12 protein-coding genes and 1 pseudogene are annotated in these 13,975 nt (G+C 62.2%); 12 read left to right on the top strand and 1 reads right to left on the bottom strand.

What is annotated here, in order from left to right; genetic code table 11:
* The first annotated feature begins 3 nt into the window (after positions 1 to 3).
* Genes GQR96_RS14115 through GQR96_RS14100 form a run of 4 tightly spaced genes read left to right on the top strand, consistent with a single transcriptional unit; the run spans position 4 to position 3,770 of the window.
* Complete coding sequence (locus GQR96_RS14115) at positions 4 to 978, top strand: ABC transporter substrate-binding protein (protein WP_032456231.1); 975 nt, start codon at positions 4 to 6, stop codon at positions 976 to 978.
* Positions 975 to 2,012 carry an ABC transporter substrate-binding protein gene (locus tag GQR96_RS14110; RefSeq protein WP_049003477.1) on the top strand — a complete coding sequence of 346 codons (1,038 nt, stop codon included), beginning with the start codon at positions 975 to 977 and terminating at the stop codon, positions 2,010 to 2,012. Before GQR96_RS14115 ends, GQR96_RS14110 begins: the two co-directional genes overlap by 4 nt.
* Complete coding sequence (locus GQR96_RS14105) at positions 1,993 to 2,988, top strand: ABC transporter permease (RefSeq protein ID WP_069734127.1); 996 nt, start codon at positions 1,993 to 1,995, stop codon at positions 2,986 to 2,988. The genes GQR96_RS14110 and GQR96_RS14105 overlap by 20 nt, the downstream gene beginning before the upstream one ends.
* Entirely contained in the window at positions 2,982 to 3,770 is a 789-nt protein-coding gene (locus GQR96_RS14100) for an ABC transporter ATP-binding protein (protein ID WP_048324560.1), read from the top strand. Before GQR96_RS14105 ends, GQR96_RS14100 begins: the two co-directional genes overlap by 7 nt.
* A 255-nt stretch (positions 3,771 to 4,025) precedes the next feature.
* Here GQR96_RS14100 and GQR96_RS14095 read toward each other — a convergent pair whose 3' ends face one another.
* Complete coding sequence (locus GQR96_RS14095) at positions 4,026 to 6,098, bottom strand: TonB-dependent siderophore receptor (RefSeq protein WP_074384491.1); 2,073 nt, start codon at positions 6,096 to 6,098, stop codon at positions 4,026 to 4,028.
* 505 nt (positions 6,099 to 6,603) lie between these two features.
* On the opposite strand from GQR96_RS14095, the gene GQR96_RS14090 reads away from it, so the two are divergent.
* The 8 genes and pseudogenes from GQR96_RS14090 (at position 6,604) to GQR96_RS14055 (ending at position 13,759) form a co-directional block, all read left to right on the top strand.
* Positions 6,604 to 7,425, top strand: a complete 822-nt coding sequence (locus GQR96_RS14090) for an ABC transporter ATP-binding protein (RefSeq protein WP_004203036.1) — start codon at positions 6,604 to 6,606, stop codon at positions 7,423 to 7,425.
* On the top strand, positions 7,422 to 8,447 hold the full coding sequence (locus GQR96_RS14085; RefSeq protein WP_069734129.1) for a FecCD family ABC transporter permease: 1,026 nt from the start codon (positions 7,422 to 7,424) through the stop codon (positions 8,445 to 8,447). The genes GQR96_RS14090 and GQR96_RS14085 overlap by 4 nt, the downstream gene beginning before the upstream one ends.
* Positions 8,444 to 9,496, top strand: coding sequence for a FecCD family ABC transporter permease (locus GQR96_RS14080; protein WP_048295019.1), 1,053 nt, complete (start codon positions 8,444 to 8,446; stop codon positions 9,494 to 9,496). Before GQR96_RS14085 ends, GQR96_RS14080 begins: the two co-directional genes overlap by 4 nt.
* The gene (locus tag GQR96_RS14075; RefSeq protein ID WP_074384490.1) at positions 9,486 to 10,463 is read left to right on the top strand and encodes an ABC transporter substrate-binding protein; all 978 of its coding nucleotides are present in this window, start codon (positions 9,486 to 9,488) and stop codon (positions 10,461 to 10,463) included. Before GQR96_RS14080 ends, GQR96_RS14075 begins: the two co-directional genes overlap by 11 nt.
* Positions 10,429 to 11,362: pseudogene (locus GQR96_RS14070) on the top strand (MurR/RpiR family transcriptional regulator). Before GQR96_RS14075 ends, GQR96_RS14070 begins: the two are co-directional and overlap by 35 nt.
* A 92-nt stretch (positions 11,363 to 11,454) precedes the next feature.
* Entirely contained in the window at positions 11,455 to 12,222 is a 768-nt protein-coding gene (locus GQR96_RS14065; RefSeq protein ID WP_069734131.1) for a basic amino acid ABC transporter substrate-binding protein, read from the top strand.
* A gap of 63 nt (positions 12,223 to 12,285) precedes the next feature.
* Positions 12,286 to 13,050 carry an amino acid ABC transporter permease gene (locus tag GQR96_RS14060; protein WP_004151161.1) on the top strand — a complete coding sequence of 255 codons (765 nt, stop codon included), beginning with the start codon at positions 12,286 to 12,288 and terminating at the stop codon, positions 13,048 to 13,050.
* Positions 13,037 to 13,759, top strand: a complete 723-nt coding sequence (locus GQR96_RS14055; protein ID WP_002908374.1) for an amino acid ABC transporter ATP-binding protein — start codon at positions 13,037 to 13,039, stop codon at positions 13,757 to 13,759. The genes GQR96_RS14060 and GQR96_RS14055 overlap by 14 nt, the downstream gene beginning before the upstream one ends.
* The last annotated feature ends 216 nt before the right edge of the window (positions 13,760 to 13,975 follow it).

Raw genomic sequence — 13,975 nt, 5'->3', positions numbered from 1 at the left:
ACGATGCGTCTATCATTCTCAGGCCGGGTGGCGGCAGCGCTGATGCTGCTGGCGCTGGGCGGTTACGCGACGGCGCAGGAGCGGCTTACCCTGCGCATCGCCGATCAAAAAGGCGGCATGCGTTCGCAGCTGGAGGCGGCCAACGCCCTGCAAAATCTCCCTTACGACATTAAGTGGGCCGAGTTCCCGGCCGCCGCACCGCTGGCGGAAGCCCTTAACGCGGGCGCCGTGGACGCGGGGATCATCGGCGATGCGCCGCTGCTCTTCGCCCTGGCTAACGGCGCGCCGGTGAAAGCGATTGCCGTGGACAAAAGCAACCCGGCGGGGACCGCAGTGCTGGTTTCCCCCGGCAGCGCGATAAAAACCGCCGCCGGGTTAAAAGGCAAGCGCATTGCCACCGGCAAAGGGTCGATTGGTCATTTCGTGGCGCTGAAAGCGCTCGAGCAGGCGGGCATCTCGCCGAAGGAGGTGCAGTGGGTGTTCCTCGGCCCGGTGGACGCCAAAGTGGCGCTGCTTAACGGTTCGGTGGACGCCTGGGCGACCTGGGAACCCTACACCACCCAGATGGTGAAGACCAACGAGGGGCAGATCCTGGTGAGCGGCAAAGGGCTGCTGCCGGGGAATACCTTCCTTGCGGCAACGGATTCCGCGCTTAACGATCCGCAAAAGCGCGCCGCGCTGCAGGATTATCTCCAGCGCCTGGCCGGCGCCGAGCGCTGGGCCTACGCCAATCTCGACAGCTACGGCAAAACGCTGGGGGAGATCATCCGCTTCCCGGCGGAGATCGCCCGCGCGCAGTTTGCCAACCGCCAGTCGCAGTGGCAACCGCTGGCAGAGGAAACCGTGACCCAACAGCAGGCGACGGCGGACTTTTATCTCGCCAACGGCCTGATCCGCACCCGGCTGGACGTGAAGCCGACCTTTGACCCCAGCTTTAGCGTGCCCGCCGCGGCGGCCCACGCGGAGGTGACGCCATGACCCGATCCGCTTTTTCCCGCCGCCGTTTTTTACAGCTCAGCGGCGGCCTGGCGCTGGCAGGGGTCTCTCTGCCGCTGTGGGCTCACGATATGGCGGAGATGGCCAGCGGCGATGCCCATCCGGCGCTGCGCCTGCCAGAGCCCTACAAGATCAAGCTGGCGATCAATAAAAGTGCGGTATGCCTCGCGCCGGTCGCCGTCGCCGAGCAGCAGAAGATTTTCAGTAAATATAACCTCGACGTTGAGTTTGTTAACTTCGGCAACTCCACCGATGTGCTGCTGGAGGCGATCGCCACCGGCAAGGCCGACGCCGGGGTGGGGATGGCGCTGCGCTGGCTGAAGGCGCTGGAGCAGGGTTTTGACGTCAAGCTCACCGCCGGGACCCACGGCGGCTGTCTGAACCTGCTGACGGCCAAAGACTCGCCGTTCGGCGGCCTCGAGAGCCTGAAGGGACAAACCATCGGCGTCACCGACATGGCCGGGCCGGATAAAAATTTCTTCGCCATTCTGCTTAAGCGCCACGGTATCGACCCGATCAGCGACGTGCAGTGGAAAGTCTACCCGGCGGATCTGCTCAGCGTGGCGCTGGACAAACGCGAAATCGCCGCCATCAGCGGCAGCGAGCCATTCAGCTATCGGCTGCTGGAGACCGGCAAGTATCAGCTTGTCGCCAGCAATATGACCGGAGATTATGCCAACCTCAGCTGCTGCGTGCTGGGGGTGAGCGGGAGCCTGGCGCGGGACCATAAACCGGCCGCCGCGGCGCTCACTCAGGCGATCCTTGAAGCGCACAGCTATGCCGCAGAACACCCGGAAAGCGTGGCGCAATCCTTCCTTGCCCATGCGCTCAATACCAATGAAGCGGAGGTGAGCGGTATTCTGCACGGGCAGGGGCACGGCCACCACGCGGTGGGTGAGGCGTTCGTGAAAGAGCTGACGCAGTACGCGGTCGACCTGCAGCGGGTGCAGGTGATCAAACCGGGCACCGATCCCCATCAGTTTGCGGAGAGTATCTATGCCAACGTCTTCGCTTGAGCAGGCTCTGTCGCGCCCCACCGGCCGCGCGCCGCTGTGGGGAGAAGGGCTGCTGGCCGCCGCGCTGTGGCTGCTGGGCGGTCTGTTTACTCTGACCTGGCCCGATGCCGGGCGGCGCTGGCCGTTTAGCGAGGGCTGGGCGCTGGCGCAGTTCACCTTCGGCGGCGGCTTGCTGCTGCTGGCGCTGAGCTATCGCTACTGGCGAGCGCGCGGCGCGCGCGTGCGGCATGCCGGCAAGTGGCTGGCGCTGCTGCCAGTGCTGTTCGCTGCCTGGGAAGGGCTGACCGCCAAGAGCGGCGTGCTGCCGGTGCCGTTTTTCGCGCCGCCGCAGGCGCTGATCGAGGTGCTGCATGATGACTGGCCGCGTCTGCTCGACAGCCTGTTGCACTCCCTGGGGCTGCTGGGGCTCGGCGTGCTGCTCGGCACCAGCAGCGGGTTCATCACCGGTATGGCCATTGGCTGGTCGCAACGGATTGGCTACTGGGTTCATCCGGTGTTACGCCTGCTGGGGCCGGTGCCGTCTACCGCGCTGCTGCCGCTGTGCCTGTTTATTTTTCCGTCAAGCTTCGGCGCCAGCGTGTTTTTGATTGCGCTGAGCACCTGGTTCCCGGTCACGGTGCTGACCTGGTCCGGGGTCATTGGCATTGACAAGGCATGGTACGACGTGGCGCGTACCCTCGGCGCCAGCCAGCGTTTCCTGATCCTGCGGGTGGCGATCCCCGCCGCGCTGCCGAACGTCTTTGTCGGCCTGTTTATGGGGCTTGGCGCGTCGTTTTCGGTGCTGATTGTGGCTGAAATGGTCGGGGTGAAGTCGGGGATCGGCTTTTACCTCCAGTGGGCCCAGGGCTGGGCGGCCTATCCCAATATGTACGCCGCGCTGCTGGTGATGGCCTTGCTGTGCTCCGGCCTGATTAGCGGATTATTTATGCTGCGAGATAAGCTGCTGAGCTGGCAGCGGGGAGGGATGCAATGGTAACCGCGACATCAGGTTCGCAGACGATAGCGCGCGGCGCGGCGGTATCGATAAGTCATCTTCATCACGCGTTTACGCTCGGCAAACAGGCGGTGCCGGTGCTGGAGAATATCAGCCTGCAGCTGCGGCCGGGGGAAAGCGTGGCGCTGCTGGGTCCTTCCGGCTGCGGTAAATCCACCCTGCTGCGGCTGCTGGCCGGGCTGGAAGCGCCGCAGAGCGGACAGATGCAGTTCGACGGCGCGCCGCTCGGCGCTCCGGGGCCGGAGCGCATACTGGTGTTTCAGGATCCGACGCTCTATCCGTGGCTGACGGTGCGGCAGAACGTACTGCTGGGCCCGCAGGCGCAGGGCAAAAGGGGGCTGGAAGCAAAGGCCGACGCGCTGATTGACCGCATCGGGCTGCAGGCCTTCAGCGAGGCGTGGCCGCGGCAGCTGTCAGGGGGGATGGCGCAGCGCGCCGCGCTGGCGCGTGCGTTGTTGAACGAGCCGCGCCTGCTGCTGCTCGACGAACCGCTGGGCAAGCTGGACTCGCTGACCCGCATCAGTATGCAGCGGGAGCTGATCGCCCTCTGGCAGCAGCAGGGTTATACCAGCCTGCTGGTGACCCACGATATCGAAGAGGCGCTGCTGCTGTGCGAGCGGGTGCTGGTGATGTCGCCGCGTCCGGGGCGGATTATCGCCGAGTTCGCCTTGCCGCTGGACTTTCCCCGCCATCGCGATAACCCGCAGCTGCTGCAGCATCGTCAGGATATATTGCGCATCCTCGGCCAGGAGGAGGACTGGTAAGGTGAACGCAATGCCCGGTGGCGGCTGCGCCTTACCGGGCCTACGAACTCCACAGGAAGGGGAAGGACCGCAGGCCATGCTGTTGTAGGCTGGTGCAAGCGCAGCGCCGCCCGGCAATGGGCATCCGGCGCCATGCGCCACGTTTTGCCCGGTGGCGGCTGCGCCTTACCGGGCCTACGAACTCGAGGGGAAGGTCCGTAGGCCGGTGCAAGCGCAGCGCCGCCCGGCAATCGACATCAGTTGCCAGGGTAAGGGTTAAAAATCCATCTTCACCGTGAACTGCACCTCACGCGGATCGCCAATCTGGTTACCGAGGTTATTGGTGCCGATGGAAGAGGTGTAATAGGTCTTATCAAACAGGTTCTTCACGTTCACCTGCAGCGTCACCGGATACTGCAGCTTCATCTTATAGGCGGCGAACACGTCTGCCACCGCATAGCCCGGCAGATAATAATCCGCGCCGTTGGTGCCGGAGCGCTTGCTGACCGCATGGCCGCCGCCGCCGATCGTCAGGGTGTTGCTGTTGTAGACGTTATGAATGTCATAGGTCAGGAACAGCGAACCGGTGTGCTTCGGTACGTTCGGCAGCGGTTTCCCCGCGTAATCCGGATCTTCCAGCACTTTGGCGTCGGTATAGCCGTAGCTGGCAATCATGCTGAGGTTATCGGTAATTGACCCGGCCAGATCCACCTCCACCCCCTGGGAACGCACCTTGCCCGCGGTTTTCGCCACCGTCTCATCGCCAATACTCTCGGTGTACAGCACGTTGCGCTTATGGATATCAAACAGCGCGATATTGGCGGTAATGCCCTCCAGCAGGTCGAATTTGGCGCCCACTTCGTAGGCGGTGGACTCTTCCGGCGGCAGCTCGCCGATATAGCTGGCAATCGACGACTGCGGCATAAACGACTGGGCGACGTTGGCGAACAGCGACACGTTCGGCGTCACTTTGTAGACCAGGCCGGCTTTCGGCGTCCATTTCTCATCTCGGCTGTCGGTATTGACGTTAAACGGTCGGCCTTTACCGGCGTACTGGGTGTAATACTGGTAGCGCACGCCGGCGACGGCGATCCAGTTGTCGGTGAGGTACAGCGCGTCCTGCACGTAAGCGGCATAGCTCTCCTGCTGGATCCGCTGATCGCTGTCGGACGCGGAGACGGTATTGCAGGTGTCCAGGGTGCCGTAGACCGGATGATAGATGTTAAAGCCTTTCACGTTCTTGCAGCGCAGCATATCGGTGCGCAGCAGATCGTAATTCTCATAGGCGACGCCGGTCAGCAGTTCGTTATAAAAGCCACCCACCACCACGTTGCCCTGCAGGTCGGCGCGGGTCGAGTGCATCTTCTGCGTGGAGCCATGGGTACCGTCAACCCGGCGGGTGAGGTTGCCGGTCGCCGAATCATAGGCCACCACTCGCGCCTGGTTATCGTTGTAGTGATCCTGGCTGTAGCTGTAATCGAAGCGCGCGGTCCAGGCGTCGTTAAGGCGATACTCGGCGTTCAGCTGGGCGAGGTCGGAATAGCCATCGGTAATATTAAAGGCTTCATCGAAGCGGGTTTTGCGATCGACGTTCACCGCATGCCCGGTATTGAGATCGAAGATAGTGCCGCGGTCGAAGGGGGCGCTGTAGTCGCGGTGCGAATAGGACGCGGTCACCGTCGCCCGGTCGCCAAACCAGGTCAGGGAAGGGGCGATAAAGCGGCTTTTGTTTTTACCAAAGTTGCGCCAGTAATCCTCATTCTGATATTCGCCGATCAGCCGGTACGCCAGATTCGTGCCTTCGATGGGACCGGTGACGTCGACGCTGCCGGTGCCGCCGCCAAAGCTGGTGGAGGTCCCGGAAACCGAACCGGAGAACTGCCGCTCCGGACGTTTGGTGATGACGTTGATCAGCCCGCCGGGATCGAGAATACCGTACAGCGTCGAGGCGGGTCCCTTCAGGACTTCCACCCGTTCGGTAGCGGCGTTAAAGCTGCGCGGCAGCACGGTGCGCAGGCCGTTGGTCATGATCGAGCCGTCGCGGTTAGCGCCGAAGCCGCGGCGGGTAAAAGCGTCCTGGGTGCCGCCAAGGGTGTTGGTCTGCACCACGTTGGCCACGTTATACAGCGCCTCATCGAGCGAGGTGGCGTGCTGATCTTCGAGAACCCGATCGCTGACGGTATTCACCACCTGCGGAATATCCAGCAGCGGCATTGAGGTCAACGTCGCGGTAGAGGAGCTGAGCGGTTGATAGCCGCTGGTGGCGCTCTGCCGGGCGTCGTTGGCCACCACGATGATGGTCTCTTCCGCATCGTTGTTATCTTTCGCCGCGTGATTTTCCGCGGCCATTAATCCCGGTGAGGCTAAAAAAAGAAGCGAAAAAAGCGCCCGCCCTTGCAACGAGGTGAAGGCGACATGGGGTTGAGTCATTATCTTTTTCTCGTGAACGAATCTGCCTTTGCGGTCAGATAAAGCCAATAAAATCATTGCCCTGAATAATAAAAACACGTGGTTTAGCGTCTGAACGCGCCTTTATATGTGTAATTGAGAATCATTCAACCATGAAGGAATGTAGTAGTAAACGTTATGCAAGATAAAATTTCAGCGGCGAGGAACAGGACGTTTTAAACGCCTTCAGTAGGGAGCTTTATGTAGTTATCTCTTTGATATTATTTTATTTAAATTATGTTGCGTTGGCGCAGCCTCGCTGTAGTCAGCGTCCCCGCAGGAAGACGATGGCGACTATTGACTACTACATTCATCCCCGTCATGATCAAAAGAGAATGAGATTTATTTTGATTTGACTGCAGAATGTCCAGCCATCGCCTGGAACGCTGCGGCGCAGGAGCGAGTTATGCCACAGCGGGTGACACCTGCAGAGCAGGGGATCGTACTGGATGCCCTGTCAGCCGGCTACGGCCAGACCCTGATCGTTGACGACATCAACCTGACCATCCCCAGCGGCAAAATGACGGTGCTGGCAGGGGCGAACGGCTCCGGCAAATCAACGCTGTTGTCGACTATCGCCAGGATGCTGAAGCCGCTCGGCGGCTGCGTGCGTCTGGACGGGCAAGCCATTCATCAGATGCCGACGAAGGCCGTCTCGCGCCAGCTCGGGATCCTGCCGCAATCGCCGCTGACCCCGGAAGGGTTAACGGTTTTCGAGCTGGTCTCGCGTGGGCGCTATCCGTGGCAGGGTCTGATGCGCCAGTGGTCAGACGCCGATGAGCTGGCGGTGGAGGAGGCGCTGCGCTTAACGGGCACCCGCGAGTTCGCTCATCTGCCGGTGGACAGCCTCTCCGGCGGCCAGCGTCAGCGCTGCTGGATCGCCATGGCGCTGGCCCAGCAAACGGCCACCATTCTGCTCGATGAGCCGACCACCTGGCTCGATCTGCGCTATCAGGTCGATATCCTCGAGCTGCTCCAGACCCTGACCCGCGAACATGGCCGCACGGTGGTGACGGTGCTCCATGACCTCAACTTTGCCGTGAACTACGCCGATCTGCTGGTGTTTCTCAAACAGGGGCGCATCGCCGGTACGATTAGCGACAACGAAGTCTGTAGCCCTGAGCTGATTAAACGCGTGTTTGACGTTGACGTGCAGATGTCGATTAACCCGCAAACCGGCAAACCCTTCTTTATGCCGTTTCGCGCCCGCCAGGCGGCGGCGCAATGAGCGTGACTATCCAGCATTCCGCGCGGCGGCGCGCCCGTCCCCGGCGGGCGCTGCTCCTGCTTACGCTGCTGCTTATCGCCGGTTCGCTGGTGCATCTTGGCCTGGGCGCCCGCTGGATCGCCCCGCAGACGGTGCTGCAGGCGCTGCTGGAGTACAATCCTCGCAATTTCGAGCAGCGGATTATCGTCGAACTGCGCCTGGTGCGGCTGGCGGCGGCGCTGCTGACCGGCGCGGCGCTCGGCGTCGCCGGGCTGCTGCTGCAGACGGTGATCCGCAACCCGCTGGGCGAGCCGCATATCCTCGGCCTTAACGCCGGCGCGTCACTGGCAGTGGTGGCGACCTCCGCGCTGGGGCTCTCTCTCGGCGCTTTCCCCGCCGCGCGGCCGCTGACCGCCGCCTGCGGCGCGGCGCTGCTGTTCGGCGGGGTGATGGCGCTGGCCTCTGCCGGTCGCGGCGGAGCGACGCCGCTGCGCATCACGCTGTGCGGGGTAGCGCTGTCGGCGTTTGCGTCGGCGGTGACGGCGGCGATATTAATTCTCGATGAACAAACGCTGCTGGCGATGCGCACCTGGCTGGCGGGCGATCTGGCCGGGCTGAACTGGAGCACGCTGCGGACGGCGCTGGTCCCGGCGCTGATCGGCCTTGGCGTCGCGCTGTTCCTTGCCCCGCGCCTCAACGTGCTGGCGCTGGGGGATAAGGTGGCGCTGGGCCTCGGCGTGAACCTCGTCCAGACGCGGCTGCTGGGCCTGCTGGCGATTGCGCTGCTCTGCGGCGCGGCGGTGGCGGTGGCCGGACCGATCGGCTTCGTCGGGCTGGTGGTGCCGCACGTGGTGCGCCGTCTGGTGACGGAAGATATCCGCCTGGCGCTGCCCCTGGCGGCGCCGGTGGGGGCGCTGGTGCTGCTCCTGGCAGATATCGCCGCCCGGACGCTGGTCGCGCCGCAGGAGCTGGCCACCGGGGCGATGACCGCCCTGGTGGGCGCACCGCTGTTTATCTTTATCGCCGCGAGGTTTTTTAAATGACGCGCGCCGTTCACCGGGCCGGTTTTCGGCCGCTGCTTTTCGCTTCCCGCCAGCTGCTGCTGCGCCCGGCGGCGCTGAAAATTGCCGCCTTTATGCTGCTGATGCTGCTGGCGCTCGGGCTGTACAGCCTCAGCCGCGGCAGCTATCCGCTGCCCGCATCGACGCTGGCGCAGGCCCTGCTGGCGCCACAGGAGATGGGCGAGCAGCCGCGCTTTATTCTGTTTGATATCCGCCTGCCGCGGATCCTGATGGCGCTGCTGTGCGGGGCCATGCTGGGGCTGGCCGGCGCGGCGATGCAGAGTATCACCCGCAACGGGCTGGCCGACCCGGGGCTGATCGGCGTTAAAGAGGGGGCCAGCATCGTGGTCCTGGCGCTGGTGCTGTTTTTCCCGGCGGTAGGCCTGGTCTGGCGGCCGCTGGCGGGGATGGTCGGTGGCGTGGCGGTGGCCCTGCTGGTCCTGACGCTGGCCCGCGACTGCTCGCGGCCGCGCTTTATTTTAATTGGCATCGGCGTCTCCTGGACCCTGGCGGCTGCTGTCGGCATCTTTATGACCACCGCCGACGTACGCGACGTACAGACAGCGATGATCTGGCTGGCGGGTAGCCTGCAAGCCGCCTCCTGGCCGCTGCTGGCGGTGGCCTTTTGCTGGGCGCTGCCCGGGGCCATCATCCTGTTCTGTACCGCCCGGGCGGCGGACGCGGCGCTGCTGGGCGACCGAACCGCCATTGGCCTTGGGGTGCGTCTGCAGCAGTTGACTCTGCTGCGCTTTTTCGCCCCGGTGCTGCTGACCTCGGCCAGCGTCTCCTGCGTCGGCAGCCTGGGCTTTGTGGGCCTGATGGCGCCGCATATGGCGCGTTTCGTGCTGCGCGGTGGCCAGGTCTCGCTGCTGAGCGGCAGCGCCCTGATTGGCGCCTTGCTGGTGCTGGCGACCGATACCCTTGGCCGGTTGGCGTTTGCGCCGCTGCAGATCCCGGCGGGGATTGTGATTGCCCTGGTGGGCTGCCCGTTCTTTGTTGTCTTGCTCTGGCGTCGCCGTGATGCCCTTTAATCAGGAAGGTATTATGCGTTGGTTCGTCTCATTGCTGCTGTTGCTGACGGGGGCCGTCAGCGCCGCCGACCCACATACTCAAACTTTTACCGATGATTTAGGCCGCACGGTCGCCGTCCCGCTGCATCCGCAGCGCATTGTTTCGATGCACGATCTCGATATTACTATTCCGCTGATTGAGCTCGGGGTACCACCGATCGCCAGCCACGGCCGCACGCGCCCGGACGGCAGCCACTATCTGCGCTCCAGCGCCCAGCTCACCGGTGTCGATTTCGATAACAGCGATATCCGCTTTATTGGCACCGCCGATATCGATCTGGAAGCGGTGGCTGCCGTCAGGCCGGATCTGATCATCACCGAGCCCAGCCGCCACGTGTCGGTGGAGCAGCTGGAGAAGATTGCCCCGACGGTGAGTATCGACCATCTACAGGGCAGCGCCCCGGAGATTTACCGCAAGCTGGCCCAGCTGACCAGCACCCAGCCGCGGCTGGCGATCCTTGAGCGTCGCTATCAGGAACAAATCAAGCAGCTGAAAGCGATGGTCAACCCTTCTCAGTACACCGTCTCGGTGATCCAGGCGAACAATGGCAAGGTCACGGTGCATCATTCGTATCATGCCCTGGGCCGGGTGCTGCGCGACGCCGGGTTCCGCTTTCCGCCGCTGATTGAGCGGATACCCGACGGCCAGCGTATTGACGTCAGCGCGGAACAGCTGCCGGAGCTGGACGCCGATTTTGTCTTCGCCACCTGGCGGTCGGATACCGGCGGCAAGCCACAGGATGAGCTGCAGGCGATGGAAGCGGTGATGCCCGGCTGGTGCGACTTTATGCGCGCCTGCCGCACCGGGCACTATATTTTACTGCCGCGGGAGGAGGTGATCTCCAACTCCTACGCCGCGCTCTCCCTGATGGTGGCCCAGGTGCAGTCGCATATTGCCGGCAGGCCGCTCCCGGCGGAGGCCAAATGAAAAGCGCGATAAAAAAAGAGAAGGGCAAAGTCGACCTGTTCGGCGAACGCTATCGCGCCCGGGCGCACCAGCTTTCCCCCCGGCTACGGGCCGTGGTCAGCTATATCAACGACAACCGCGAGGTGGTGCTGGAGCAGACGGCGATGGAGATCGCCGCTGCGACCCAGACCTCCGACGCCACGGTGGTCCGCGCCATCCAGGCGCTGGGCTTCGCCGGGCTGCGCGAGCTTAAGCAGACCATGGAGCGCTGGTTCGGCACCTCGGTCACCTCGGCGGAAAAGATGCGCTCCACGGTCACCGCGCTCTCCAGCGACGTCAATTCCAGTATTGATTTTGTGCTGGAAGGCCATCAACGGGTTTGCGAGGTCCTGTCGCGGGCCGACAACCGCGCGGCGGTGGCTCAGGCGGTGGCATTGCTCAGCGACGCACGCCAGGTGGGGATCTTCGGTATCGGCGCCTCGGGGATCCTCGCCGAGTACACCGCCCGGCTGTTCAGCCGCATTGGCCTGCCGGCGTATGTGATGAACCGCACGGGTTTCAGCCTCGCCGAGCAGCTCATCGGCCTGCAGCGCGGCGATGTGCTGATCATGATGGGGCAAAAATCGCCCCATCGTGAGGGGATGACCACCCTGCGCGAGGCGAAGCGCTTGGGTATTCCGACCATCCTGCTGACCCAGGCGGTGGACTCGCGTTTCAGCCAGGAGGCGCAGGTGGTGATTGACGTCCCGCGCGGCGGGGACAGTAGCCGGATGCCGCTGCACGGCACGGTGCTGGTCTGTCTGGAGATGATTGTTCTGTCGGTGGCCTCCACCACGCCACAAAAAACGGTGAAATCCCTGAAGCGAATCAACGACCTGCACCGGGCCATTGGTAAATCCGGGGGTAAACGCGGCAGTTGATAAGATAATTCACCAGCGGGAAGGTTTCCGGTTGCATATAAAAGTCAGTGTGTGTATTTTTATGCAAAATAAATGCATAAAAAGGAAATCTCATGGTCAAGAATTTGCTCAAAGCGTGTTTCATGATGGCCGCGCTGACGGCAGCCGGACAGGCGGCTGCGGAAACCTATACCGTCGGCTCCGGCGGCACCTACCGGCCGTTTGAATTTGAAAACAGCCAGAAACAGCTGGAAGGTTTCGACATCGACATCATTAAAGCCATCGCCAAAGCCGAAGGCTTTGACGTCAAGCTGGTCAATACCCCATGGGAAGGCATCTTCGCCACGCTGAGCACCGGCGACCGCGACATCATCATCTCCGGGATCACCATCACCGATAAACGCAAACAGATGGTCGATTTCTCCGCGCCGTACTTCCCGGCTGAGCAGTCTATCGTCGTCGCCCAGGACTCGAAGGTGGATTCGCTGGCGGCCCTGAAAAACGAGAAGGTCGGGGTGGTGAACTCCAGCACCGGCGATATCGTGGTTTCTGAGGTGCTGGGCAAGAACAGTACGGCGATCAAGCGCTTCGACAATACCCCGCTGATGCTCCAGGAACTGTTCGAGGACGGCGTCAGCGCCGCGGTGGGTGACGTCGGGGTGGTGAAGTACTACATCAAACAGCACCCGGAGAAGCAGTTCAAGCTGGTGCCGGATGCCAAATTCGAACGTCAGTATTTCGGTATCGCGGTAGCGAAAGGCAACAGCGAACTACTGGGCAAAATCAACGCCGGTCTACAGAAGATCGTTGCCGACGGGACTTACGCCAAAATCTATAAAACCTGGTTCGACGACAACGTGCCGACGCTGCCAGCGCAATAAGCCACCTTTTTCAGTGACCACGGCTATCGCCCAGGCGATAGCCGTATTTTTTAGGGAAGGACTATGACGGGATTCCGTTGGGAGATCATCGAGGAGTACGGCCCGCTGTTTGTGGACGGCGCCCTGATGACGATTAAATGTACCATTATCTGCGTGATCCTCGGGACGCTGTGGGGGTTAACCCTCGGTCTCGGACGGATGGCGAAGGCCGAGCACGGGCCGTGGAAATATATTCTCCGCTACCTGGTGCAGTTTCCGGTGCGCTTTTACGTTAGCGCCTTCCGCGGTACGCCGCTGTTCGTGCAGATCATGGTGGTGCACTTTGCGCTGGTGCCGCTATTTATCAACCCGCGCGACGGCCTGCTGGTGACCAGCGGCCTGATGAGCGCCGACTTTGCCCGCGAGCTGCGCGCCAGCTACGGGGCGTTCCTCTCCTGCATCGTGGCGATCACCCTTAACGCCGGGGCCTATGTGTCGGAGATTTTCCGCGCCGGCATCCAGTCGATCGACAAAGGGCAGATGGAGGCCTCCCGCGCGCTGGGCATGCCGTGGTGGAAAACCATGCGCAAGGTGATCCTGCCGCAGGCGTTTCGCCGCATTCTGCCACCGCTGGGCAACAACGCCATCGCCATTGTTAAGGACTCGTCGCTGGCCTCGGCGATTGGCCTGGCCGATCTGGCCTACGCCGCGCGCACCGTCTCCGGCGCCTACGCCACCTACTGGGAACCCTACCTGACCATCTCCCTGGTCTACTGGGTGATCACCTTCCTGCTGGCGCAGCTGGTTAACCGTCTGGAAAAGAGGTTTGGCAAAAGTGATTCACATTAATAACTTACATAAGCGCTTCGGCGACAGCCACGTGCTGCGCGGCATCAGCTGCGATATTAAACCGCAGGAAGTGGTGTGCATCATCGGCCCGTCCGGCTCGGGGAAAAGTACCTTCCTGCGCTGTATGAACGCCCTGGAGACAGTCAGCGAAGGCGAGGTGGTGGTCAACGGCTTTGCCGCTCACGACCGCACTACCGACCTCAACAAGATGCGCGAAAGCGTTGGCATGGTGTTCCAGCGCTTTAACCTGTTCCCGCATATGACGGTGCTGGAAAACCTGATTATGGCGCCGATGAATCTGCGCAATATGCCGCGCCAGCAGGCGGTCGACCTGGCGGAAGCCTTGCTGGCGAAGGTGGGCTTAAGCGATAAGCGCGACGCCTGGCCCTCGAGCCTGTCCGGCGGCCAGCAGCAGCGGGTAGCCATCGCCCGCGCGCTGGCGATGAAGCCGTCGATTATGCTGTTTGATGAGCCCACTTCGGCGCTGGATCCAGAGCTGGTGGGCGACGTGCTGGAGGTAATGAAAAACCTCGCCAGCGAGGGGATGACCATGGTGATCGTGACACACGAAATGGGCTTTGCCCGCGAAGTGGCCGACCGGGTGATCTTCATCGACCAGGGCGTGATTCAGGAAGAGGGCAAGCCGGGGCAGATCTTTAGCGCGCCGAGCAACCCACGCACCGCCGCGTTCCTCAGCAAGGTGCTGTAAACCGAGCGGGCTGGCGCCAGGCCAGCCCGCTGAGTGTTGTCAAATATATTGATGATGTTTTTCATCATCAGTATAAACATTGACTGAACTCATATATCCCGCGATAACCCCTTTGTTAATCTCCGGGTATCGCTTTGGGCTTCTTCAGGAATATAACGTTGGAAATCTTTTTTTAACCCGCTGAAAAATAGCGACTAACTATTTTTCATACGCCAA

This window comes from Klebsiella sp. PCX (assembly GCF_021869705.1).
Taxonomy (GTDB): domain Bacteria; phylum Pseudomonadota; class Gammaproteobacteria; order Enterobacterales; family Enterobacteriaceae; genus Klebsiella; species Klebsiella quasipneumoniae.
This window is presented reverse-complemented; position numbering and strand designations above follow the sequence as displayed.